A 24009-nucleotide genomic window follows, 5' to 3' on the forward strand; every position below is an offset into this window, starting at 1 on the left:
AGCAAGGGGAATGTCATGGCCGAACCGCTGGTCGCCCGGATCGAGGCTTTGGGCGAAGCCCTTGGGCAGGCAAGGGCTTCGGTCAACCGCCGCTTCATCGGCCAGACCGGCGTGGTCGATCTGGTGCTGGCGTCGATGCTGTGCGGGGGGCATGCCTTGCTGGTGGGGTTGCCGGGCCTGGGCAAGACCCGGCTGGTCGATACGCTGTCCACCGTGATGGGGCTGAAGGGCAGCCGCATCCAGTTCACCCCCGACCTGATGCCCGCCGACATCCTCGGGTCCGAGGTGCTGGAAACCGGCGCCGACGGCACCCGCGCCTTTCGCTTCATCGAAGGGCCGATCTTCTGCCAGCTGCTGATGGCCGACGAGATCAACCGCGCCAGCCCCCGCACCCAGTCGGCGCTGTTGCAGGCGATGCAGGAAAAAGAGGTGACGGTGGCCGGCGTGCACCGCCCGCTGGGCAAGCCGTTTCACGTGCTGGCGACCCAGAACCCGATCGAGCAGGAAGGCACCTATCCCTTGCCCGAGGCGCAGCTCGACCGCTTTCTGGTGCAGATCGACGTGCCTTACCCCGACCGGGCGACCGAACGCGCGGTGCTGATCGCCACCACCGGCGCCGAGGAGGACCAGTCCGAACAGGTGTTCACCGCCCAGTCGCTGCTGGAGGCGCAAGGCGTGCTGCGGCGGATGCCGGTGGGTGATGCGGTGGTGGAACATATCCTCGACCTCGTGCGGGCCTGCCGCCCGGGCGAGCCGGACGGGCTGAAGGATCTGGGCGAAAGCCTGTCCTGGGGGCCGGGGCCGCGGGCAGCGCAGGCGCTGATGCTGACGGTGCGGGCGCGGGCGCTGCTGGACGGGCGACTTGCGCCTTCGGTCGAGGATGTGGCGGCGATGGCGCGGCCGGTGCTGGTGCACCGCATGGCGCTGACCTTTGCCGCCCGCCAGCGCGGTGAGGATCTGGGCGCGCTGATCGACCGGGTGGCGGCGCGCGTGCTGCGCACCGAGGCGGCGGCGTGACCACGCCTGCCGTGCCCCTGCGCGCCCGGGCCGAGGCGCTGGGCCATGCGCTGCCCCCCTTGCTGGCCGAGGCGCAGCATCTGGCGGCGACGATCATTCTGGGCGACCACGGGCGGCGCCAGTCGGGCACCGGCGATGCGTTCTGGCAGTTCCGCCAGGCGGCCCCGGGCGATTCGCTGCGGCGCATCGACTGGCGCCGTTCGGCGCGCGGCGATGTGCCTTTCGTGCGCGAAACCGAATGGCAGGCGGCGCAGTCGGTGACGCTGTGGGTGGACCCGTCGCGCTCGATGGCCTTTTCCGGCGCGAGGGCGCGCCCGCCGAAATCGGACCGGGCGCGCCTGCTGGCGCTGGCACTCGCGGTGCTGCTGCTGCGCGGGGGCGAACGGGTGGGCCTGTCGGGCGATGCCGTGCCGCCGCGGTCGGGCCGCGCCCAGCTGGACCGCATCGCCGCCGCGCTGGCCGAGGATGGCGCCGCAGATTACGGCGCGCCGGTGCCCGAGGGGCTGGTGGCGCATGGCCGGGCGGTGTTCCTGTCGGACTTCCTCGGCGATCTGGCGCCGGTCGAGGCGGCGCTGGCCCAGGCGGCCGACCGCGGGGTGGCGGGGGCGCTGGTGCAGGTGCTGGACCCGGCCGAGGAGGAGTTTCCCTTCGACGGGCGCACGATCTTCGAATCGATGGGGGGCACCTTGCGCCACGAGACGCTGCGCGCCGGCGAGTTGCGGGCACGGTATCTGGACCGGCTGGCCGAACGCAAGGCGCGGCTGGCGGCGCTGGCGCGGGCGGCGGGCTGGCATCTGCAGGTGCACCATACCGGGCAGGGGGCGGCTTCGGCGCTCTTGTGGCTCTATCGCGCGCTGGAAAGGCGGCGCTGATGTGGGTGATCGGGCCCATCGGGTTCACCGCGCCGCTGGTGCTTTGGGCGCTGGCGGTGCTGCCGTTGCTGTGGTGGCTGTTGCGCGCGGTGCCGCCGGCGCCGGTGCGGCGGCGCTTTCCGGGCGTGGCGCTGCTTTTGGGCCTGAAGGATGACGAGGCCGAAACCGACCGCACGCCCTGGTGGTTGCTCTTGCTGCGCATGGCGGCGCTGGCGGCGCTGATCCTGGCCTTTGCCGGGCCGGTGCTGAACCCCGCGCAGCGGGCCGAGGGGTCGGGGCCGGTGCTGGTGCTGCTGGATGGCGGCTGGGCCGATGCGCGCGACTGGCCCCGCCGGATGGAGCGTGTCGCGGCCGCGGTGGACGATGCCGGCCGGCAGGGGCGCCCGGTGGCCGTGGTGCTGCTGACCGACCCGCCCGCCGGCGGGCTGGCCTTTCAGGCCGCGTCGGACCTGCGCAGCCGCCTGCCTTCGCTGACCCCCGCCGCCTGGGAACCCGGCGATGCCGCGCTGGCCTGGGTGCTGGGCCTGTCGGGCAATTTCGATACGCTCTGGCTGTCGGATGGCCTCGACCGTGCGGTGCGCCCGGCCATGCTGGCCGCGCTGGAGGCGCGGGGCACCGTGACCGTGTTCGAAACCGCCCGGCCGGTGCTGGGCCTGGCCGCGCCGACCTTTGCCGAAGGCGAAATCCGCCTGCCGGTGCGCCGCGCGGTGACCGCCGGCACCGGCGAGGCGACGGTGCTGGCCATCGGCCCCGACCCCGCCGGGATCGAGCGCGAACTGGCCCGCCAGACCGTGCCGCTGGCCCCGGGGGCGGCCGAGGCCATCGCCGCCTTCGACCTGCCGCCCGAGCTGCGCAACCGCCTGACCCGGTTCGAACTGGAAGGCACGCGCGGGGCGGGGGCCGTGGCGCTGGCCGATGATTCGCTGCGCCGGCGCAAGGTGGCGCTGATCGCGGGGCGCGACGACCGCGAGGGGCTGCAACTGCTGTCGCCCACCCATTACCTGCGCCAGGCGCTGGCCCCGGTGGCCGATCTGATCGACGGCAGCCTGACGGATGTGCTGCTGGCCAGCCCCGATGTGATCGTGCTGGCCGATGTGGCGCGCCTGACAGTTTCCGAAGAGGACGGCGTGGCCGAATGGCTGGCGCGCGGCGGGTTGCTGTTGCGCTTTGCCGGGCCGCGCCTGGCGGCCAGCGACCTTGGCCGCACCGAGGATCACCCCCTGCTGCCCGTGCGCCTGCGCGAAGGCGGGCGCACCGTCGGCGGCGCGATGAGCTGGGGCGAGCCGCGCGCCCTTGCGCCCTTTGCCGAAGGCTCGCCGTTCTTCGGCCTGGCCGTGCCCGACGAGGTGACGGTGACCGCGCAGGTGCTGGCGCAGCCCGACCCCGAACTTGGCGCGCGCACCATCGCCACGCTGGCCGACGGCACCCCGCTGGTGACCCGCAAGGCGGTGGGCGAAGGCCAGGTGGTGCTGTTCCACGTGACGGCCAATGCCGAATGGTCCTCGCTGCCCTTGTCGGGGCTGTTCGTGCAGATGCTGGAACGGCTGGCCGTATCGGCCCGCGCGGCGCGCCCTTCGGCGGGCGACCTGCAAGGCACGATGTGGCAGGCCGAACGGCTGCTGGACGGCTTCGGCCGGCTGGGCGACGGCGGGCGCATGGCGGCGGTCGAAGGCGCCGCGCTGGCACAGGCCCTGGCGCAGGGAACCTCGGCCGCGCTGCCGCCCGGGCTTTATGCCGAGGGCGACCGGCGGCTGGCGGTGAACGTGATCGGGGCCGACCGGGCGCTTGCGCCGGCGGTCTGGCCCGACCGGATCGGGGTGGAAGGTGTGGCGGAAAACCGGGAACGGGCGCTGAAGGGCGCGTTGCTGGCGGCGGCGCTGGTGGCGCTGATGGTCGATATCCTGGCCACGCTGGCGCTGACCGGGCGCTTGCGCCGGGGCATGACGGCGGCCGCGGTGGCGGGGCTTGCGCTGGTGGCGGTGCCGCAAGGCGCCCGCGCCGACGAGGCCTTCGCGCTGCGCGCCACCTCGGACGTGGTGCTGGCCCATGTGCTGACCGGCAACGCCCAGGTCGACCGCGTGGCCGAAGCCGGCTTGCGCGGCCTGAGCGATATCCTGTTCGCGCGCACCACGATCGAACCGGCGGCGCCGATGGCGGTGAACCTCGAAACCGACGAGCTTGCGTTCTTTCCGTTCCTTTACTGGCCGATCGTCGCCGAACAGCCGATGCCCTCGCCTGCGGCCTACCGCAAGCTCAACCAGTATCTGCGCACCGGCGGCATGATCCTGTTCGACACGCGCGATGCGGATGTCGGCGATTTCGGCGCGGCCACGCCCGAAGGGCGGCGGTTGCAGATGCTGGCGGCTCCGCTGGACATTCCGCCGCTGGAGCCCATTCCGGCCGACCACGTGCTGACGCGCACCTTTTACCTGCTGCAGGATTTTCCGGGCCGCCATGCCGGCCGCAGCGTCTGGGTCGAGGCCGCGCCCCCCGATGCCGAACAGGCCGAAGGCATGCCGTTCCGCAACCTCAACGATGGCGTGACGCCGGTGGTGATCGGCGGCAACGACTGGGCCAGCGCCTGGGCGATGGATGATCGCGGCATGCCGATGTTCCCCGTGGGCCGCGGCTTTGCCGGCGAGCGGCAGCGCGAAATCGCCTGGCGCTTCGGCGTCAACCTCATCATGCATGTGCTGACCGGCAATTACAAATCCGATCAGGTGCATGTGCCGGCGCTGCTGGAAAGGCTGGGGCAATGACCGGCGGCATCGTGGTGTTCGATCCGCTGCTGGCCTGGCCGGTGATTGCCGCCTTGGGCGCGCTGGCGGCGGTGTTGCTGGCGGTGGCGTTCTGGGGCCGGCTGTCGGGCGGATGGTTGCGGGCGCTGGCCGCGGCGGCGGTGCTGGGCGCGCTGGCCAACCCCAGCTGGCAGACCGAGGACCGCGCCCCCTTGTCCGACATCGTGCTGGTGGTGGTGGACGACAGCGCCAGCCAGCGCATCGGCGCCCGGCCCGACCAGACGGAGACCGCCTTGCAGGGCTTGCTGGCGCGCATTGCCCGCATGCCCGCGACCGAGGCACAGGTGGTGCGCGTGCCCGATGCGACCGGCGATGGCGGCACCCTGGCGATGGCACGGCTGGCCGAGGCGCTGGCCGAAATCCCGCGTGCGCGGCTGGCCGGGGTGTTCCTGATCTCCGATGGCCAGGTCCACGACGCCGCCCAGGCCCCGGCCTTGCCGGCGCCCTTGCACGTGCTGCTGACCGGCCAGCCGCAGGACTGGGACCGCCGCCTTGTGGTGCGCACCGCCCCCGCCTTTGCCATCATGGGCGAGCCGGTGACCGTGGTGCTGCGGATCGAGGATCAGGGCGCGGTGCCGGCGGCGGTGGCGGGCTTTGCCGACCTGACCGTGCGGATCGACGCCGAAGACCCCCAGACCTTTACCGTGCCCGTCGGGCAGGATCTGGAACTGCCGGTCAACCTGCCGCATGGCGGCATCAACGTGCTGCAACTGTCGCTGGCCGCGCAAGGGGGCGAGCTGACGGCGCTGAACAACGCCGCCGTGCTGCGCATCAACGGCGTGCGCGACCGGCTGCGGGTGCTGCTGGTGTCGGGCGAGCCGCACGCCGGCGAACGGGTCTGGCGCAACCTGCTGAAATCCGATGCCGCGGTGGACCTCGTGCATTTCACCATCCTGCGCCCGCCGGAAAAGCAGGATGGCGTCCCGGTGACCGAACTGTCGCTGATCGCCTTTCCGACCAGGGAACTGTTCGTCGACAAGATCGAGGAATTCGACCTCATCATCTTCGATCGCTACCGCCGCCGCGGCATCCTGCCGATGTCCTATCTGGAAAACGTGCGCGATTACGTGCGCCGCGGCGGGGCGGTGCTGATTGCCGCCGGCCCCGAATTCGGCACCGCCGACAGCCTGTGGCGCTCGCCCCTGGCAGAAATCCTGCCCGTGCAGCCTTCCAGCCGCGTGCTGGAACAAGGCTACCGCCCGGCGCTGACCGAGCTGGGCGCGAAGCACCCGGTGACGCAGGGGCTTTATGCGCAGGCGCCCGAAGGCGGCTGGGGCCGCTGGTTCCGCCAGCTGGAAATGCAGGCCACCGGCGGCCAGGTGGTGATGGAGGGGATCGATGCCTTGCCCCTGCTGGTGCTGGACCGGGTGGGCGAAGGCCGGGTTGGGATGTTGGCCTCCGACCATATCTGGCTTTGGGGGCGCGGCTACGAAGGCGGCGGCCCGCAGCTGGAGCTGCTGCGGCGGCTGGCGCACTGGACGATGAAGGAACCCGAGCTGGAGGAAGAAACCCTGGGCGCCGATGCGCAAGGCCTGACGCTGAGCGTGACCCGGCGCACCCTGGGCGGCGATCCGGGGCCGGTCACCATCACCGCGCCCGATGGCCGCGAAACCGCGCTGGCGCTGGCGGAAGCCCGCCCCGGCCTGTGGCAGGGCCGCTGGGATGCGCCGGGGATCGGGCTTTACCGCCTTGCGCAAGGCGACCGGCAGGCGGTGGTGGCGCTGGGGCCTGCCAGCCCGCGCGAGTTCGAACAGACCATCGCCTCCGAGGCCCCGATGGCCGAGGTGCTGCGCGCCACCGGCGGCGGCGCCGTGCGCCTGTCCGACGGCCTGCCCGAACTGCGCCGCGTGGCCGAGGGCCGGGTGGCCGCCGGGCGCGGCTGGCTGGGCATCACCCCGCGCGAAGCCTCGCTGACGCAGGATATCCGCATCCGGCCCTTGCTGGACCCGTGGGTCTTCCTGCTGCTGGCGGCCGGGCTGGCGCTGGCCGCCTGGCTGCGCGAGGGGCGGTTGCCTGCGCGTCGGACCGGCTGACAGGGCCCGATCCGCCGTGACACCGGCGGACGGCTCCCGATCCGTTGCCGGCACCGCCGCCGTGGGGCCGACCCCGCTGCCCGGTCCCGGCCTAGCAGGCAAAGGTGCCCGGTGGCAGGCGCAGGATGAGGTCGGGGTCGGGGCAGATCGCTTGCCACACGTCCCACAGGCTGGCATGCCCGACGCCGAAGAAGTTGCCGCCGTGCTGGTCCAGCAGGTCGGTCATGATCTGGACATGCACATGCGGTGCCCAGCCGCCGTTTTCGTGCCAGTCGCCCAGGTCGGCGATGTGCCGGCCGGCCTCGACCCGTTGCCCGGGGGCGGCCAGGCCCGGCAAGCTGCCGGCCAGGTGGCCATACAGCGTCCAGAACCGCTGGCCGCCGGCCGCTTCGTGTTCCAGGATCAGCGTGTGGCCATAGTCCAGCGGATCGGCGTTGTAGGCCACATGGCGCACCACGCCGGGCAAGGGCGCGAACAGCGGCGTGCCGGCCGGGGCGAACACGTCGATGCCCAGGTGCACGGTGCGCCGTTCGGGGCTGGCGGCATCGGCGAACTGCGCGGTGGCATAGACGCTGCGCGGCTCGCCCCAGGGCCCGAGGCCGTGGCGCGCCCCGGTGGCGGCGAACCAGGCATCGAAGGCGCGGTCGGAATAGGCGGGCATCGCCGGGTCGCTGCCATCGGCGCGCAGCACGCGCAAGGCGCCTGCCGCAAGGGCGGGGCGGAACAGCGGCGCCACCGGCGCCTGTGCCAGCCAGTCGCAGACCGCCGCCGCGCCGGGCACCGGCGGCTCGCCGCGCCCGGCGCGCAGCACGGCGCGCAGCAGGCCCCGATCCACCTGCGCCAGCCTTTCGCGCACGCCAGGCGGGCTGGCGGCAAGCAGGGCGGGCAGGTCGCCGGGGGCGGCGCCGCTGGCGCGCAAGGCGGCGTAAAGATCGGGCTGGTCGGGCAGGGGGGGCATGCGGAAACCTTTGCACTGCGGGTCGGTGCCCACCTTGGCGCCGGAACGCGCGCGGGGCAAGCATCGGGGCGCAACCGCGCGCCTGCACGGGGGGATTGGCAGCAGGGGCGGCTTGCGGCACCATGCCCCTGTTGCCCTGTCCATTGCCGGAGCCTGCCATGTTGCGCCGAATTGCCCTTGCCCTTGCCCTTGCTGCGCCGCTGCTGGCCCCGGCCGCCCCGGCCCGCGCCCAGATGGATGCCCGCGACATGGAGATCTGCCGGCAGGATTGCATGGCCCGCGCCCGCGATGCCAGCGACCCGCGCTATCGGTCCTGCGTCGCCACGCGCTGCCAGGGGCAGGCGGTGCGCCGCCAGGCCGCACCGCCGCGCAAGACGGCGCCGGCCGCGGCGGCACCACCGGCCGCCGCCACCGCACTCTGGGGCCTGAACAGCCACGAGGCGCTGGGCGTCAGCCTGTTCGCGCAGACCGAACAGGGGGTGTTCGGCCTGGCCTGCGCACCCGAAGGCGTGGCCATCCGCGCCACCAACGGGTTGTTCCGCGGCCCCGCCCTGGGCTGGATCACCGACAGCGGCAGCGCCGGGGGCACCATTGCGCTGTCGCCGGGGGCTGCCTATTCCGAAACCGCCGCCAGCGCCTGCGCGCTGGGGGTGGCGGGGTTGGCACCGGCGGGCGCGGTGGTGCTGGTCGATGCGCCGGTCAACCCGCGCGGCCCCGGGCAGGGCTATGCGCTGGCCTTGCCGGGGGGCGAGGTGCCGGTGATGTCTGGGTCCGAGGTGCTGGCCCGGTTCCCCGGTTCCCGCGTGGTGCCGGCCGAAGGGCTGGCCGCGGGCCTTGGCGCGCTGGCGGCCAGTTGCCCCGCGCTGGCGCAGGCGTTGCGCAGCCCCTGCCCGTGACAGGGCCGACTGACGGGGCCGGTGCGCCCTAATCCACCGGCAAGGCGGTGGTCGCCTTGGTCTGGCGCAGCACGAAATGCGTGGTCGAGGACCGCACCACCCCCAGCGCCAGCAGCTCGCGCATCAGGAACCGCTCCAGGTCCTCGGGGTCGCGCGCTACCACCGTCAGCACGTAATCGTCGCTGCCGGTGATGCTGGCGCAGTCCAGCACCTGCGCGCTGCGCTGCACGAAGGCATCGAAGCGGGCGATCGTCGCCTCGGTATGGTCCAGCAGCGAAACATGCACCATCGCCCGCGTGGCGAACCCGACCGCGCGCGGGGCGACCAGCGCCACGGTGGCACGGATCACGCCGGCGTCCTGCATCCGCTTGAGCCGCCGCCAGCACGGCGAGGCGGATAGCCCCGCGCGCTCGGCCAGCTCCTGCAAGGTCAGCCCGGCATCGGCCTGCACGAGGCGCAGGATGCGGCGGTCGGCCTCGTCCAGGGATGGATAGGCAGGAATTGTCACACAACACCCCATGATCGGCAGGATTTGCCACCAATCTGGCATATCCTGCGCGGATCGGAAAGATTTACCCGTGAAATCTGGCACAATGATCCTGTCTGCAACCGACCGTTCCCCGGCAGGAGCCCGCGCCATGACGACCTACATCGCCCGCACCCCTGATCCCCGCGGCCACATCGCCTATGACGCCAGCGAAGATGCCGTCTGGCGCGATCTGCTGGCGCGCCAGTTGCCCAACGTGCGCCGCCACATGGCGCGGCCCTGGCTGGATGGGCTGGCGGCGCTGAACCTGCCGGAAACCCGCGTGCCGCAATGCGCCGAGGTGTCCGATCGCCTGCGCGCCGCAACCGGCTGGCAGGTGGCGCCGGTGCCGGCGCTGATCCCGTTCCAGCGTTTCTTTGCCATGCTGGCCGAACGCACCTTTCCCGCCGCCAGCTTCATCCGCCGGCGCGAGCATTTCGACTACATCGAGGAGCCGGACATCTTTCACGAGATCTTCGGCCATGCCCCGCTGCTGGCGGACCCGCGCTTTGCCGCCTTCAGCCAGGCGATCGGCGCCACCGGGGCGCGTGCGGCGCGGGCCGACCATGCCTGGCTGATCCGGCTTTACTGGTTCACCATCGAATTCGGGCTGACGCACGAAGCGGGCGCGCTGAAGGCGCTGGGGTCGGGGCTGGCCTCCTCGGTCGCGGAACTGGAATGGGCCACGTCGGGGCAGGCGGAACTGCGCCCCTTCGACGTGGTGGACATCCTGCGCATGCCCTATCGCATCGACATTCCGCAGCCGGTCTACTTTGTCATCGACGATCTCGACGCGCTGTTCGATGCCACCCGGCGCGACCTGCTGGCCGATATCGCAACCGCGCGCAGCCTCGGGCTGCACAGCCCGCGTTATGCGCCCAAGGCCGTGCCGGCCTGAGCTGCGGCGCCTCGGGGGGCTTGCCCATCGGCCGCGGCGCCCCTACTCCTTCTGCGCAAAGGCAGCGAAGGGCAGGCGCATGCAGCACCCACGGCAGACATCGGCAAAGACCGCCATGCGCTGCGTCATGGCGGCAGGGCGTGGGCTGCTGGTGTTGGCCCTGATGGCGGCGCTGGCCGCCTGCCGCGCGCCCACAGACCCGGCAAGCCCGCCCGATGCCCCGCCCCCGGCCGGAACCGCCGCCGCCACCCCGACCGACCCCGCCACGACCGCCGCCGCCGCGCCGGCGCAACCGCTGTTCCAGACCGGGCTGGACGGACCGCCGCCCCGGCGCATGGCGGTGGCGCAGGGGGCGGTGGTCATCGCCGGGCCGCGCGGCTATTGCATCGACCGTGTGGCCAGCCGCGACCGCCGCGACGGGCGCGCGGCGCTGACCGTGCTGTCGGATTGCCGCGTTCTGGGCGCCGGGCCGTTTTCCCCGCGCCCGGCCCACCCGGCGGTGCTGACCGCCGCGGTGGCCGCGCCCGGCCGCGGCCTGCCGGTCGAGGCGGCGGCGGCCGACCTTGCGGCCTATTTCCGCTCGGCCGCGGGGCGGGCCGCGCTCAGCCGGGCAGGCAAGGCCGACACCGTTTCGGTGCTCGAGGCTCTGGCCGCCGATGGCGCCTTCTACCTGCACCTGACCGATGCCGCGCCCTTTGCCTGGGGTGCGGTGCAGCCCGATTACTGGCGCGGCCTGCTGATGGCGGGGGGGCGGACGGTGACGGTTTCGGTGCTGTCGCCGCCCGGCAGCACGCTGACCCGCGATCAGGGGCTGGACCTCTTGCGCGACTTCGTGGCGGCCTTGCGCGCAGCCACCGCCGAAGCCGGGCTGAAGCCGCCGGGATGACCGATTTGCTGTTTCCGCTGCGTGAACAGTCTAGTAGTAGTTTTGCAATATGCCTCGATCAGGGTGCAAACGGGGCCGACGGGTAAAGGTGCATGGCGGGCAGTCTGGATGGGTTTCTTGACCGGCTGGTGCTGCGGCGGGCGCTGCGGCGCTGGCGGCGGGCGGCAGGGGCGGCCGAAGGGCTGGACCTGGAGCAACTGCACGACCTGCGGAACCTGGCGCGGCAGCACCGCCGCCAGATCGACCGGGTGCTGCACGTGGCCGAAGGCCGGCTTGCGCTGCCGGTGATCGGCCCCAACCCCATTCGCCGCCTGCCCGGCACCGATTGGGCCTGGCGCCCCGACCTGTGGCGCGGGCCGGTGCCGCAGCGCGGCTTTGCCGGGGTCGAAAGCCGCACCCAGCTGTGCGACGGGGCCACCCTGTTTCACGATTGCCGGGTCAGCGAAATCACCACCCGCCAGATCCGCAACACCCGCGAACAGGATCTGGCCCCCTTCGGCCTGCGGATGGATGTGTTCCATTTCGACGGCAGCTTCCTGTCGATCGTGCTCGACCTGCCTGCCGATGCCGTCAACGGCCTGCGCACCCGGCATCTGGTGCGGCTGGAAGCCATCGTCGAAATGGAAAAGCCGCTGGAAATCTTTGCCCGGCTGAACATCAAGCACGGGCCGAACGTGGAACAGGTCGTGCGCGAACTGCCGCTGAACGAGCCCGAGGTGATGGTGGAGTTCGACCTGTTCTACACCCGTCTCAACGAAAAGCGGGTGGAAAAGGCCTGGATCGACCTGATCTTCGAAGGGCCCGAACTGAACCAGATCGTGCTGCGCGACATCACCCTGTCGCGCCGCCCGCGCGCCGAAATCTAGGGGGCCCCGTCATGGCCGATGTCGTGCTGACCGAAACCCGCATCCGCGCCGGCGTCTGGCAGGGGCTGTTGCGCGGCGAACCGGGCGGCCCCGCCCCCGAGGTCGAGGTCATGCACCTCGACCGCCGGGTCGAAGGCGCCACCCTGGCCTCGGTGCCCGAAAAGCCGGGGCACTGGGCCTTGCGCGTGCCGATTCCGGTGCAGCTGCTGTCCGAAGGCGTGCAGACCTTTGTCATCCGCCAGTCGGGCAGCGGGGCCACGCTGGGGCATTTCACCATCGTCACCGGCGCCGACAACGCCGACGACCTGCGCGCCGAGGTGGACCTGCTGCGCGCCGAGCTCGACATGCTCAAGCGCGCCTTCCGCCGGCATTGCCTGGAAACGATGTAGCCGGCTCAGGGCGCCGGCCGGCCCCTCACGAACTTGGCGCCGCCTTCGCTGGCGCCGATCTGCGGCAGGCTGCGCCCCGTCGGCGCCGGCTGGTCCAGCGCGGCGCGCAAGGCGGCAAGGTCGGCGTTCAGGTCGGTTCCCAACGCCACCTTCTGCCCGGTCATCTCGGCCTTGGCCGCCACCACCGACACCACGCGCGGCACCCCGCCGTCCATGCTGAACACCGGCGCCCCGGACGAGCCGAAATCGACATCGCAGGACAGCACCATCATGCCCGGCTGGTGGCGCAGCACATGGCACACCTCTTGCAGCGACGCCGCCTCGGAACGGTCGCGGGCATAGGAAACCACGCCGACCCGCGCGCCTTGCGCCGGTTGTGCCCCGGTTTCGTAAGGCGTGATCGAAGGCAGGCGGATCGGCTGATCCAGCCGCAGCAAGGCCAGGTCGTGCCGCACATCGCCGCTGCCGTCGTCGCCCCGGAACACATAGCCCGGATGCGTCGCGGCCTTGCGCACGCTGCGATAGGCGGCGGCGCGGCCGTTGCGCCATCCGGCCAGGAACTCGATCCGCGCCGGGTCGATGCGCGCGCCGGTCTTGCGGTCGTGCAGGCAATGGGCGGCCGTCAGCACCAGATCGGGCGCGATCAGCGCCCCGGTGCAAAAGCCCTTGCCATCCAGGTTCAGGCGCCCCACCGCCTCCCACCCCTTGCTGTCGGTGCCGGTATCCAGCCGGCGCAGCGCGTCGGCGGCGGCGGGGGTGGCCAACGCCAGCCCGGCAAGCAGCGAAAGGGTCAAGGCGCGCATCGGAACCTCCGTCTTGCCCCCAGTGGTGGCAGAAGGATATGGCCGAATCAAGGCGCCCGCGCGCCCGCTAGTCGCCCGCCAGCGCACGCGGCCTGGGCCCGCCCGTGGCCCAGTCCAGCAGCTCCACCGTATGCACGATGGGCACCTGGGTGCCCGACCCGATCTGCATCATGCAGCCGATGTTGCCCGCGGCGATGATGTCGGGCTTCTTCGCCTCCAGCGTCGCCACCTTGCGCGCCTTCAGCTGGCCGGAAATCTCGGGTTGCAGCAGGTTGTAGGTGCCCGCGCTGCCGCAGCACAGGTGGCTGTCGGCCGGTTCCACCACCTCGAAGCCGGCGCGTTTCAGCAAATCCTTGGGCGCCGATTTCACCTGCTGGCCGTGCTGCAACGAACAGGCGGCATGATAGGCCACCCGCAGCCCCTTCGCCTCGCTTTGCGGCAGGCCCAGCTTGACCAGCAGTTCCGAGATATCCAGCGCCATCCCCGCCACCGTGGCCGCATCCTGCGCCAGCGCCGGATCGGTGCGGAACATGTGGCCGTAATCCTTCACCGTCGTGCCGCACCCGCTTGTGTTGATGACGATGTGGTCGAGGCCACCTTCCGCCTTTTCCGCCATCCAGGCGCGGATGTTGGCGGCGGCGCTGGCATGGCTCAGGTCGGCCTTGCCCATGTGATGCGTCAAGGCCCCGCAGCAGCCCGCGCCCTTGGCCACCACCACCTCCACCCCCAGACGGCGCAACAGCCGGATGGTGGCATCGTTGATGTCGGTGTTCAGCGCCTTCTGCGCGCAACCCGTCATCAGCGCCACCCGCATCCGCCGCGGCCCTTGCGGCGCGAACACCTGCGGGTCGTCGTTGCGGCTGACCGGAGGGATCGTCTTCGGCGCCATCGCCAGCATCGCGCGCAACCGCGCATCCGGCAGCAGCGCCGCAAAGGGCCGCCCCAGCTTCGCCAGCCCCAGCGCCAGCCGGAACCGGGTGGGATAAGGGATGATCCGCGCCAGCACCGCGCGCAACACCCGGTCCATGAACGGGCGCTTGTAGGTGCGCTCGATATGGTCGCGCGCATGATCGACCAGGTGCATGTAATGCACGCCGCTGGGGCAGGTCGTCATGCAGGCCAGGCACGACAGGCAGCGGTCGATGTGCTTGACCGTCTGCGCATCCGCCGGGCGCCCTTCCTCCAGCATCTGCTTGATGAGGTAGATGCGGCCCCGGGGGGAATCGAGCTCGTCGCCCAGCACCTGATAGGTCGGGCAGGTCGCGGTGCAGAACCCGCAATGTACGCAGGTGCGCAGGATCTCGTCGGCGCGCTGCGTCCCTGGGTCGCGCAACTGCTCGGGGGTGAAGAAGGTCTGCATCTCAGGCTCCGACGAACCGCTGCACGATCAGCAGCGCGACGATGTAAAGAAACGGCAGCATCGCCAGATAGGCAAAGCGGCTCAGCCGGTCGCCCATCAGCGCCCGCACCCCTTGCGCCACCAGCGCCAACGCGATTCCCGCCCCCGCCAGCAGCGCCAGCGCGCCATCCCCGGTTGCAGCCCGGAACAGCGCCGCCAGCACCGCCGCCACCGCCATGCCCATCACCGCCTGCCGCCCCTGCGGCAACAGCGCCAGCGAGACGAACACGGCAAAGGGCAGGCCCAGAACCACGAGCCCGCTCATGCCATCAGCCCGGCGTTGAACAGCCCCCGCGGGTCGAACCGCGCCCGCAGGCCCGCCGCCAGCGCCGCCACCGGCGCCGGCTCGGGCTGGAACACCGGCGCCCCCGTGCCCCGCACCAGCGTCGCATGGCCCGCGAAATCGCCCAGCCGCGCCCGCAGGTCGGTCCCCGGCGCCACCAGCAACCACACCAGGCCCCCGCCCCAGTCGTAAAGGCACCCCAGCGCGCCCGCCCGCGCCACCAGCCCCGGCGCATCGGTGGCCCGCAGCGACAGCCGCCACACATCGCCCTGCACCCCGGCAAAAGGCGCGACATCGCGGATGTCGGCCCAGGGGCCTTCCGCCTCGACCCGCCCGCCCAGCATCGCCTGCAAGGCGCGCGCGCGATGGTCCACCTGCGCCGCCAGCCCTTCGAGGCGCAGATAGGTGCCGCGCCCCGGCCAATGCGCCGCGCCGCTCACCTCGTAAGGCGACCCCAGCGCGCGGGCCATCGCCGCCACCGCCGCCGCGTCGTCCAGCCCCTCCAGCACCAGCGTCGCCGCCGCCGCCGGGGCGGGCAGCACCTTCAACCCCACCTCGGTCAACACCCCCAGCGTGCCGTGGCTGCCCGACAACAGTTTGGCCAGATCGTAGCCGGTGACATTCTTCATCACCCGCCCGCCGTTCTTGACGATCCGCCCTTCGCCATCGACGAACCGCACCCCCAGCACGAAATCGCGCGCCGCCCCGACCTGCACCCGGCGCGGGCCGCTCGCGTTCGCCGCCACTACCCCGCCGATGGTGCTTTGCCCCGCCCGCCCCAGCAGGCGCCGCATATCCGGCACCTCGAAGGCCAGCCGCTGCCCTTCGGCCGCCAGCGCCGCCTCCACCTCGGCCACCGGCGTGCCTGCTTTCGCCACCAGCGTCAGCGCGCCCGGTTCATGAAGCACGATGCCGCGCAACCCGCCGGTTTCCAGCACATCGCCCGCGCAGGCCCCCAGCGCCCGCGTCCCCCCGCCGCGCACCACCACCGGACCGCGCGCGTCGCGCACCGCCTCGGCCAGCTCCGCCTCCGTCCCCGGCCGCATCCCCATCCCCATTTTCTGTCCTCAAATATCCTCGGGGGTTTCCAAAGGGGGCAGACAGCCCCCTTTGGCCCGCACGCTCAGGCCGCGCGCCGCCCGGCACTGGCGGCCAGCGGAAACACCTTGGCCGGGTTCAGCAACCACTTCGGGTCGAACACATCCTTCACCCGCATCTGCGCGTCCAGATCCTCGGGCGCATATTGCACCCCCATCAGGTCGCGCTTCTCGATCCCCACGCCATGCTCGCCGGTCAGGCAACCGCCCACCTCCACGCACAGCTTCAGGATCTCGGCCCCGAAGGCCTCGCATTTCTCCAGATCGCCGGGCTTGTTGGCATCGAACAGGATCAAGGGGTGCATGTTGCCATCTCCGGCATGGAACACATTTGCCACGTCCAGCCCGAAATCCTTGCTCATCTCGCCGATCCGGCGCAGCACGTAAGGCAGCGACGATACCGGGATCGTGCCGTCGAGGCACATGTAATCGTTGATCTGCCCCATCGCGCCGAAGGCCGACTTGCGCCCCAGCCAGATGCGCCGCGCCTCATCCTCGGATTGCGCCTCGCGCAGCTCCACCGGGTTGTGGCGCCGGGCGATCCGGGCAATCAGCCCCAGCTGCGCGTCGATCTCGGCCGGGCTGCCCTCCACCTCCACGATCAACAGCGCCTCGCACATCGGATAGCCCGCCTTGGCAAAGGCTTCGGTGGCCTCGATGCAGGGCCGGTCCATGAACTCGATCGCCACCGGCAGGATGCCGGCCTTGATGATGTCCGACACGCAGGCCCCCGCCACCTCGTTGCTGTCGAACCCCATCAGAACGGGGCGCGCCCCTTCGGGCTTCGGCAGGATGCGCAGCCAGGCTTCGGTCACCACGCCCAGCTGCCCCTCGGACCCGCAGATCACCCCCAGCAGGTCCAGCCCGCCCGCATCCATGAACGGCCCGCCGATCTCCAGCACCGTGCCGTCCATCTGCACCAGCGTGACCCCCAGCAGGTTGTTGGTCGTCACCCCGTATTTCAGGCAATGCGCCCCGCCCGAGTTCATGGCGATGTTCCCGGCAATCGCGCAGGCCAGCTGGCTGGACGGATCGGGGGCATAAAAGAACCCGTCCGCCTCCACCGCGCCCGTCACGCTCAGGTTGGTGCGCCCCGCCTGCACCTTGATGCAGCGGTTGGGGTAATCCACCTCCAGCACGCCGTTCATGCGCGCCACCCCCAGGATCACCGCATCCGCCGTCGGCATGGCGCCCCCGGCCAGGCTCGTGCCCGACCCGCGCGGCACCACCGGCACGCCTTCGTCATGGCACACCCGCAAGGCGGCCGCGACCTCCTCGGTCGTGCGCGGCAGCACGGCCGCCAGCGGCGGGCAGCGATAGGCGCTCAGCGCATCGCATTCATAGGCGCGCAGCTCGGCTTCGTCGGCGATCACCGCATCCTCGGGCAGCACCGCGCGCAACCGCGCCAGGATGCGCGCCTTGCGGGCCAGAATCGCCGGGTTCGGTAGCGGCATGTCCATGATGCACGATCCTGTTGCGTGAATTGGTAAGACAAAGTAACCAATTTACGCGATAGGGCAAGCAAAATCTTGGCCGCCCCGGTGCCCGCAGCCCCGCCCGGTCAGTATCCCAGCGCGCAGCCATCCTTGCGCGGGTCGCTGGCGCCTTCCAGCACCCCCGAATCGTGCAGCCAGATCGCCTGCGCCCCGCCCAGCGCCTCGTCCGACCAGCGCACCGCATGCCCGCGCGCGGCCAGGTCCGCCGCCACGCCCGGCGCATATCCGGTTTCCAGCGCCAGCCCGTCGATGCCGGAAAACAGCCCGGCAAAGCAGCGCGGCGCGTCGATGGCGGTCTGCGGGTCCAGCCCGAAATCCAGCAGGTTGCTGACCAGCCGCGCGTGTCCGGCCGGCTGATAGGCGCCGCCCATCACGCCGAAGGGCATCACCAGCCGCCCGCCCTGGCGCAACAGGCCCGGGATGATGGTGTGCATCGGCCGCTTGCCGCCCGCCGCCTCGTTCGGGTGGCCGGGCGTCAGCACGAAGCCCGCGCCGCGGTTCTGGAACCCGATTCCGAACCGCTCCGACGCGAGGCCCGAACCGAAGCCGTGGAACACCGAATAGATCAGCGACACCGCCATCCGGTCGCGGTCCACCACGGTCAGATAGATCGTGTCGCGGTGCACCGCCTCGGTCAGCGGTGCGGCCGCCGCCATCGCCCGCTTCGGGTCGATCAGCCCCGCCAGCCGCGCCGCCGTCTCGGGCGCCAGCATATGCGCCAGCCGGGTGGTGTGGTCGGGGTCGGCCAGAAAGCGGTTGCGCGCGTCATAGGCCAGCCGCGTGGCCTCGGCCTCCAGATGCGCGCGGTCCGCGCCCCAGGGGTCCATGGCGCCCAGGTCGAACTGCGACAGGATGTTCAGCAGCAGAATCGCCGTCGCCCCCTGACCGTTCGGCGGATGCTCGACCAGCTCCGACCCGCGATAGGGCCCGGCCACCGGCTCGGTGTAATCGCAGGCCACCGCGGCGAAATCCTCGGCCGTGTGGCACCCGCCCAGCGCCCGCAGGCTGTCGACCATGTCCTGCGCCACCTCGCCTTCATAGAACCCCGCCCGGCCCCGGGCCGCGATGCGCCGCAGCACCTCGGCCTGCCCGGGGGCGCGAAACAGCTCGCCCACCCGCGGCGCGCGGCCCCAGGGCCGGAAATGCCGCGCCCCGGCCCCTTGCAGATGCGCCGCCTCGGCCCAGTCCTTCGCCACCCGCGGGGCCACCGGCACCCCCTCCTCGGCCGCCGCAATCGCCGGCGCCAGCAGCCGGTCCAGCCCCATGCGCCCCCAGTCGGCATTCAGCCGGCAGAACGCATCCACCGCCCCCGGCAGCGTCACCGCTTCCACCCCATGGACCGGCACCGCCGCCAGCCCGCGCGCCCGCATCGCCTCGGCCGACAGCGCCGCCGGCGCCCGGCCCGACCCGTTCAGCGCCACCACGCGCTCCTCCCCGGCGGGCTTGAGCAGCACAAAGCAGTCGCCCCCCAGCCCGGTCATCTGCGGCTCGCACAGCCCCAGCAGCACCCCGGCCGCAATCGCCGCATCCGCGGCATTGCCGCCCTCGCGCAGCACGTCAATGGCCACCCGCGCCGCCAGCGGGTGCGAGGTGGCACACATCCCGTTCACGGCAAACACCGCCGACCGGCCCGGCTTCTGGAAATCGCGCAATCTGTCCTCCCCTGTTGCGGCGCCAAGCTAACGGCGGCCCGCGCACACGCAAGCCCCCCTTCACCTTGACCCAAATATCCCGGGGTGAATGGGCCCGGCACGGGCCCAGAGGGGCAGCGCCCCTAACCCTTGCGCACCGGCCAGACCGGGTGCGGCACCGGGTCCTTGCGGCGCATCAGATACCGGCGGAACACCTCGGCATAGCTGGAATAGCGGTAGCCTTCGTTGCGGCGCAGGTAATGGTCGCGGTTCTGGGCATACAGCTGCGGCAAACGGTACCACGGCACGTTCGGGTGCATGTGATGCACCACGTGATAGTTGTTGTTCAGGAACAGCAGCGCCAGCGGCCCCCGGTCCTCGACCACCACGGAGCGGGCGCGGAACTGGTCGTGCGCGCGGTGCTCCAGATAGGTGCGGATCTTCAGCAACCCGTGCCCGATCCAGGCCGCCAGCAGATAGGCCCAGGCCGGAAACCCCGCCCAGGCCAGCCAGGCCAGCACCGGCACCAGCCCCAGCGCGTTCAGCCCCCAGTCGCGCAACACCCCCGGCGCCCGGGCGCGGATCAGCCGCCACTCCGACGCCATCCACATTGCATTGCCGACGATCGGCCCCAGCACGATGCGCCCCAGCAGGGTGTTGTTGGCATTCAGCACCGCCTGCCACCAGCGCGGCAGCCGCGCCCAGACCGCCGGGTCCAGGTAATTCGATTCCGGGTCGTCGTAGGGGTCGGTCAGCGCCGGGTCGTGGTGGTGCTGCAAATGGGTGTCGCGGAAGCGGCCATAGGGCACGCACAGCGCCAGCGCCGGAAACACCAGCGCCTCGTTGGCCAGGCGGTTGCGGAACGGGTGGCCATGCAGCACCTCGTGCTGCAGGCTGGAAAACTGCGCAATGGCGATGCCCGTCGCCACGATGCCCAGCGGCAGCCACAGCCCGGCCAGAACCGTGGTGCCCAGGCCCCAGACCGCATAGGTCGCCGCGATCAGCCCCAGCGTCGCCCATTCCACCCGCGGCAAGGCCGCGGCGCGCAGATCGGGGGCAGAGGTCATCGCAGGCTCCTTCGTTCGTCGTTCGCGGTGGTGGTGATAGCGCGCCTGCCCGGCCTTGCGCAGGGCAGGAATGCGCTGCAAAAAGGCACGAGTGTTGACCATATGCAACAGGTGTTGACCATGCAGGACAAGCGCGACCGCGCCGCCCTGTTCCGCGACCGGCTGGCCCGGGCGCTGGCCGACCGCGCCTTGTCGCAGGCCGCCCTGGCCCGCGCCGTCGGGGTGGACCGTTCGACCATCTCGCAGCTGCTGGCACCGGGGACCAAGCGCCTGCCCAACGCCCAGGTGGTGGCCGAATGCGCCGCGGCGCTCGATGTTTCGGCCGACTGGCTGCTGGGCCTGGCCGACCGGCCCGAACGCGGGCCCGAACTGCTGGCCGGGGCGCTGACCATGACCGCCGCCCCCCGCGCGCTGATCGACGAGACGATCTTTGCCTGGCACCGCGAGGCGGCCGGCTACAAGATCCGCCACGTGCCGGCGACGCTGCCCGACATGCTCAAGACGCCCGAGATGCTGCGCTGGGAATATGCGCCGCATCTGGGCCGCACGGTGGAGCAGGCCATCGGCGCCTCGCAGGACCGGCTGGCCTGGATGCGCGGGTCGGGGTCGGATTACGAAATCGCCGTGCCGCTGCACGAACTGGCCGCGATGGTGCGCGCCGAAGGCTATTACCGCGACCTGCCCGATGCCACCCGCCGCGGCCAGATCGCCCGGCTGATCGACCTGGGCGAGGCGCTGTATCCCGCGCTGCGCATCTGCCTGTTCGATGCACGGCGGCTGTTTTCGGCGCCGCTCACGGTGTTCGGGCCGTTGCAGGCGGTGCTGTATGTGGGCGGGCACTACCTGGCGTTCCGCGACCCGGCGCGGGTGGCGACGCTGACACGGCATTTCGATACCCTGGTGCGCGAGGCCAGCGTCACCGCGCGCGACCTGCCGGCGCATCTGCGCGCGCTGTCCGCCTGACGGTCGGGGCGGGGGCCGGGCCGGGCGCCTGCCCCCGCCCGCCGCCCGGCCCGCTGCCCTGCGCGCCGGTCAGATCCGCTCGATCGCCAGGGCAATGCCCTGACCGCCGCCGATGCACATGGTGATCAGCGCGCGGCGGCCGCCGGTGCGCTCCAGCTCGTGCAGCGCCTTGACGGTGATGATGGCGCCGGTCGCCCCCACCGGATGCCCCAGCGCGATGGCCCCGCCGTTGGGGTTGACCCGGGCCGGGTCCAGCCCCAGCGCCTTGTTCACCGCCAGCGCCTGCGCCGCAAAGGCCTCGTTCGATTCGATCACGTCGAAATCGCCCACCGTCAGCCCGGTGCGCGCCAGCAGCGCCTGCACCGCCGGAATCGGCCCGATGCCCATGACCCGCGGCGCCACCCCGGCATGGGCATAGCCCAGCACCCGCGCCCGCGGTGTCAGCCCGGCGCGCGCCGCCGCCTCGGCCCGCGCCAGCACCAGCGCCGAGGCGCCGTCGTTGATGCCGCTGGCATTGCCCGCGGTGACCGTGCCGTCCTTGCGGAACACCGCCTTCAGCCCGGCGAGCGCCTCGAGGCTGGTGGCCTTGGGGTGTTCGTCCTGGACAAAGGCCTCGACCCCCTTGCGGGTTTTCACCTCGACCGGCACGATCTGGCTGGCGAACCGCCCATCGGCAATCGCCACCGCGGCGCGGCGCTGGCTTTCCAGCGCAAAGGCATCCTGTTCGGCGCGGCCGATCTGGTGGTCTTCGGCCACGTTTTCCGCCGTCACGCCCATGTGCCCGGTGCCGAAGGGGCAGCTCAGCGTGCCGGTCAGCATGTCGATGGCCCTGGTGTCGCCCATCTTCTGCCCGAAGCGCGCGGCGGGCAGCGCATAGGGCGCGCGGCTCATGGCCTCGGCCCCGCCGGCCAGGGCGAAATCGGCATCGCCCAGCATCAGCGCCTGCGCGGCCGACACGATGGCCTGCACCCCCGACCCGCACAGCCGGTTCACGTTCATCGCCGGCACCGCCTCGGGCACGCCGGCCTGAATCGCCGCGACGCGGGACAGATACATGTCGCGCGGCTCGGTGTTGATGATGTGGCCGAACACCACATGGCCGATCTGCCCGGGCTCCACCCCGGCGCGCTCCAGCGCGGCGCGGGCCACCACGGTGGCGGTTTCGGTCGGCGGCACGGCAGACAACGCGCCCCCGAAGGTGCCGATGGCGGTGCGGACGCCAGAGAGGATGACGATGTCGGACATGGCTTCAGCCTTTCGGTTGGAAACGGTCGGGATGGGCGGCCTGCACGGCCGGCAGGTCATGCAGCGCGGCGGTGATGGCGGTCAGGCGCGGCAAGGCGGCGGTCTCCACGCCCCAGCGCGCGGCATTGTACATCTGCGGCACCAGGCACAGGTCCGCAAGGCTTACCCGGTCGCCGTGGCAAAAGCGGCCGGTGGCGGGGTGGTCCAGCATCCGCTCCAGCGCGGCAAGGCCGGGGGCGATGAACTGGTGCATCCAGCCTTCCATCGTGATCGCGCCGCCCGAGGCCGACACCGCGTGCCGGGCCACCGACAGGTTGCACACGGGGTGAATCTCCATCGCCACGGCATGGGCCAGCGCCCGCACCCGCGCGCGCCCCACCGCATCGGCCGGCAGCAGGCCCAACCCGCGGGTTTCGTCCAGGTATTCCAGAATCGCCAGCGACTGGGTCAGCCGCAAACCGTCGATCTCCAGCGTCGGCACCAGGCCTTGCGGGTTGCGCGCCAGGTTCTCGGGGCCGCGATGTTCGGCCGTCAGCAGGTTCACGGCGCGGCTTTCCCAGGGGATGCAGGCGAGGTTCAGCCCGATCCGCACCCGGTAGCTCGCGCTGGAGCGCCAGTAGTCGTAAAGCACCGCCGCCATTCGCCCCCCTCCCCGGTCCGCCCCCCCCCGGGGGGCCGGCGCCACCTTGCCGCAGCGCGGCGCCGACATTCGCACCCGCGGCGCGACCCCGATCATCGCATCCGCCGCCGAGGCGTCAAGGGCCAAAGCCCGCGCGGGGCAAGGCCCGCGCGCCGGCCTGCGGGGGCTTGAGCCTGCCGCCGCGCCGGTCCACCTTCGGGCGGCCCAGCCCCAGACGGAGAGCCTGCCATGTCCTGCCTGTTCTGCCGCATCGCCGCCGGCGAACTGCCCGCGCACCGCATCCATGAGGATGCCGAGGTGCTGGCCTTTCTCGACCTGCACCCGATCCGGCCCGGGCATGTGCTGGTGATCCCCCGCGACCATCATGTCTGGTTCGAGGACATGCCCGAACCGCTGGCCGCCCGCGTCATGGCGGTGTCGCAGCGCCTCGCCCGGGCGCTGAAAGCCACCGAAGGGGTCGAGCGCGTGGCCATGGTCTTTACCGGTATCCACGTGCCCCATGCCCACGCGCATCTGGTGCCGATGCACCACCTGCACGATATCAGCTCGGCCGCCTATCTGGCCAATGGCCTCGACAGCTACAGCCTGCCGCCGCAACTGGCCCCCGCCGAAATGTCCGCCATCGCCGAGCGGCTGCGCAAGGCCCTGGCATGAGCGGCGGGGCCGCGCGCGTGCTGGTCTATGGCACGCTGATGTCGGGCGGGCGCAACGCCGCGCTGATGGCCGGCGCGCGGCTGGTGCAGGCCCCCGCGCTGACGGCCGATGCCGCCTGGACCATGGCACAGTTCAACTCCGCCTCCAGCCCCGGCCGCCAGACCCCGGGCGTGCGCGCCGGCGGCACGCACCGCATCCTGGGCGAGGTCTGGGAGGTGGATGCCGAAGGCCTCGCCCGCCTCGACCGGCTGGAACAGAACGGCCTGCGCTACCGGCGGCAGATGGTGGCGCTGGCCGGCGGGGGGGCGGCGTGGATGTATGTGCTGGTCGCCCCCGATGCCCCTTCCGACCGGCAGGACCGGATCGTGATCGACCCGGCGACAGGTGCGGCGATGTGGGACCGGGTGGAACCGCAGGCGGGGTGAACGGTGGCTTTCAGCACCGGCAACAATGGCCGAGGCCATCGCCTCGGCCAAGCGGCGCCCCGTCAGCCGTCCCGCCGGTGGCCCGAAAGGCCACCGGCCAGGGGCCGGCCCGGGGGGGGGGGGGGGGCCCCGCGCCGCGGGGGGGGGCGGCGGGGGCGGCCGCGGGC

At 72.0% G+C, this 24009-nt stretch carries 23 protein-coding genes; 12 read left to right on the forward strand and 11 right to left on the reverse strand.

Going from position 1 to position 24009, the window contains the following annotated elements; translation table 11 throughout:
* Nucleotides 1–15 precede the first annotated feature (15 nt).
* The 4 genes from ACK4S2_RS01645 to ACK4S2_RS01660 are packed head-to-tail and all read left to right on the forward strand — an operon-like array spanning nt 16 to nt 6720.
* A complete protein-coding gene (locus ACK4S2_RS01645; protein ID WP_409619662.1) occupies nt 16–1017 on the forward strand; it encodes an AAA family ATPase in 1002 nt (333 codons plus the stop codon).
* Complete coding sequence (locus ACK4S2_RS01650) at nt 1014–1889, forward strand: DUF58 domain-containing protein (RefSeq protein ID WP_409619664.1); 876 nt, start codon at nt 1014–1016, stop codon at nt 1887–1889. Before ACK4S2_RS01645 ends, ACK4S2_RS01650 begins: the two co-directional genes overlap by 4 nt.
* Entirely contained in the window at nt 1889–4648 is a 2760-nt protein-coding gene (locus ACK4S2_RS01655; protein WP_409619666.1) for a DUF4159 domain-containing protein, read from the forward strand. Before ACK4S2_RS01650 ends, ACK4S2_RS01655 begins: the two co-directional genes overlap by 1 nt.
* Nucleotides 4645–6720 carry a hypothetical protein gene (locus tag ACK4S2_RS01660; protein WP_409619668.1) on the forward strand — a complete coding sequence of 692 codons (2076 nt, stop codon included), beginning with the start codon at nt 4645–4647 and terminating at the stop codon, nt 6718–6720. Before ACK4S2_RS01655 ends, ACK4S2_RS01660 begins: the two co-directional genes overlap by 4 nt.
* A 91-nt stretch (nt 6721–6811) precedes the next feature.
* Here ACK4S2_RS01660 and ACK4S2_RS01665 read toward each other — a convergent pair whose 3' ends face one another.
* The gene (locus tag ACK4S2_RS01665; RefSeq protein ID WP_409619670.1) at nt 6812–7678 is read right to left on the reverse strand and encodes a peptidoglycan DD-metalloendopeptidase family protein; all 867 of its coding nucleotides are present in this window, start codon (nt 7676–7678) and stop codon (nt 6812–6814) included.
* A gap of 158 nt (nt 7679–7836) precedes the next feature.
* On the opposite strand from ACK4S2_RS01665, the gene ACK4S2_RS01670 reads away from it, so the two are divergent.
* Complete coding sequence (locus tag ACK4S2_RS01670; protein ID WP_409619672.1) at nt 7837–8574, forward strand: hypothetical protein; 738 nt, start codon at nt 7837–7839, stop codon at nt 8572–8574.
* A 28-nt stretch (nt 8575–8602) separates the two neighbouring features.
* Here the strand turns inward: ACK4S2_RS01670 and ACK4S2_RS01675 are convergent, their stop codons facing one another.
* Nucleotides 8603–9082, reverse strand: coding sequence for an Lrp/AsnC family transcriptional regulator (locus ACK4S2_RS01675; RefSeq protein WP_409619674.1), 480 nt, complete (start codon nt 9080–9082; stop codon nt 8603–8605).
* A 130-nt stretch (nt 9083–9212) separates the two neighbouring features.
* Here ACK4S2_RS01675 and phhA point away from each other — a divergent pair, with 130 nt between their 5' ends.
* The 4 genes from phhA to ACK4S2_RS01695 all read left to right on the forward strand — a co-directional run bounded on the left by phhA (nt 9213) and on the right by ACK4S2_RS01695 (nt 12139).
* Nucleotides 9213–9998 (forward strand): phenylalanine 4-monooxygenase, encoded by a 786-nt coding sequence (gene phhA, locus ACK4S2_RS01680; RefSeq protein ID WP_409619676.1) that lies wholly within the window; start codon nt 9213–9215, stop codon nt 9996–9998.
* 79 nt (nt 9999–10077) lie between these two features.
* Nucleotides 10078–10884 (forward strand): hypothetical protein, encoded by an 807-nt coding sequence (locus tag ACK4S2_RS01685; protein WP_409619678.1) that lies wholly within the window; start codon nt 10078–10080, stop codon nt 10882–10884.
* A 92-nt stretch (nt 10885–10976) separates the two neighbouring features.
* Nucleotides 10977–11750, forward strand: a complete 774-nt coding sequence (locus tag ACK4S2_RS01690) for a DUF6478 family protein (RefSeq protein ID WP_409619680.1) — start codon at nt 10977–10979, stop codon at nt 11748–11750.
* Between the two features lie 11 nt (nt 11751–11761).
* Complete coding sequence (locus ACK4S2_RS01695) at nt 11762–12139, forward strand: hypothetical protein (RefSeq protein WP_409619682.1); 378 nt, start codon at nt 11762–11764, stop codon at nt 12137–12139.
* Between the two features lie 5 nt (nt 12140–12144).
* On the opposite strand, the gene ACK4S2_RS01700 is transcribed toward ACK4S2_RS01695, so the two are convergent.
* From ACK4S2_RS01700 to ACK4S2_RS01730, 7 genes are all read right to left on the reverse strand, one after another.
* Nucleotides 12145–12942 carry a trypsin-like serine peptidase gene (locus tag ACK4S2_RS01700; protein ID WP_409619683.1) on the reverse strand — a complete coding sequence of 266 codons (798 nt, stop codon included), beginning with the start codon at nt 12940–12942 and terminating at the stop codon, nt 12145–12147.
* Nucleotides 12943–13009: 67 nt separating this feature from the next.
* Entirely contained in the window at nt 13010–14302 is a 1293-nt protein-coding gene (glcF, locus tag ACK4S2_RS01705) for a glycolate oxidase subunit GlcF (RefSeq protein WP_409619685.1), read from the reverse strand.
* A 1-nt stretch (nt 14303) separates the two neighbouring features.
* On the reverse strand, nt 14304–14606 hold the full coding sequence (locus ACK4S2_RS01710; protein ID WP_409619687.1) for a hypothetical protein: 303 nt from the start codon (nt 14604–14606) through the stop codon (nt 14304–14306).
* A complete protein-coding gene (locus ACK4S2_RS01715) occupies nt 14603–15670 on the reverse strand; it encodes an FAD-binding protein (RefSeq protein WP_409619689.1) in 1068 nt (355 codons plus the stop codon). The genes ACK4S2_RS01710 and ACK4S2_RS01715 overlap by 4 nt, the downstream gene beginning before the upstream one ends.
* Nucleotides 15671–15747: 77 nt before the next feature.
* Nucleotides 15748–17181 carry an FAD-linked oxidase C-terminal domain-containing protein gene (locus tag ACK4S2_RS01720; protein ID WP_409619691.1) on the reverse strand — a complete coding sequence of 478 codons (1434 nt, stop codon included), beginning with the start codon at nt 17179–17181 and terminating at the stop codon, nt 15748–15750.
* 101 nt (nt 17182–17282) lie between these two features.
* Nucleotides 17283–18869, reverse strand: a complete 1587-nt coding sequence (locus ACK4S2_RS01725) for a gamma-glutamyltransferase family protein (protein ID WP_409619693.1) — start codon at nt 18867–18869, stop codon at nt 17283–17285.
* 122 nt (nt 18870–18991) lie between these two features.
* Nucleotides 18992–19915, reverse strand: a complete 924-nt coding sequence (locus ACK4S2_RS01730; RefSeq protein ID WP_409619695.1) for a fatty acid desaturase — start codon at nt 19913–19915, stop codon at nt 18992–18994.
* A 120-nt stretch (nt 19916–20035) separates the two neighbouring features.
* On the opposite strand from ACK4S2_RS01730, the gene ACK4S2_RS01735 reads away from it, so the two are divergent.
* Nucleotides 20036–20878, forward strand: coding sequence for a helix-turn-helix domain-containing protein (locus ACK4S2_RS01735; protein ID WP_409619697.1), 843 nt, complete (start codon nt 20036–20038; stop codon nt 20876–20878).
* Between the two features lie 69 nt (nt 20879–20947).
* Here the strand turns inward: ACK4S2_RS01735 and ACK4S2_RS01740 are convergent, their stop codons facing one another.
* On the reverse strand, nt 20948–22123 hold the full coding sequence (locus ACK4S2_RS01740; protein ID WP_409619699.1) for an acetyl-CoA C-acyltransferase family protein: 1176 nt from the start codon (nt 22121–22123) through the stop codon (nt 20948–20950).
* Between the two features lie 4 nt (nt 22124–22127).
* Nucleotides 22128–22763, reverse strand: coding sequence for a maleylacetoacetate isomerase (maiA, locus tag ACK4S2_RS01745; protein ID WP_409619701.1), 636 nt, complete (start codon nt 22761–22763; stop codon nt 22128–22130).
* A gap of 228 nt (nt 22764–22991) precedes the next feature.
* On the opposite strand from maiA, the gene ACK4S2_RS01750 reads away from it, so the two are divergent.
* Entirely contained in the window at nt 22992–23417 is a 426-nt protein-coding gene (locus ACK4S2_RS01750; RefSeq protein WP_409619703.1) for an HIT family protein, read from the forward strand.
* Nucleotides 23414–23842, forward strand: coding sequence for a gamma-glutamylcyclotransferase (locus ACK4S2_RS01755; protein WP_409619705.1), 429 nt, complete (start codon nt 23414–23416; stop codon nt 23840–23842). The genes ACK4S2_RS01750 and ACK4S2_RS01755 overlap by 4 nt, the downstream gene beginning before the upstream one ends.
* The last annotated feature ends 167 nt before the right edge of the window (nt 23843–24009 follow it).

The sequence above is a fragment of the Gemmobacter sp. genome (assembly GCF_046292685.1).
Classification (GTDB): domain Bacteria; phylum Pseudomonadota; class Alphaproteobacteria; order Rhodobacterales; family Rhodobacteraceae; genus Wagnerdoeblera.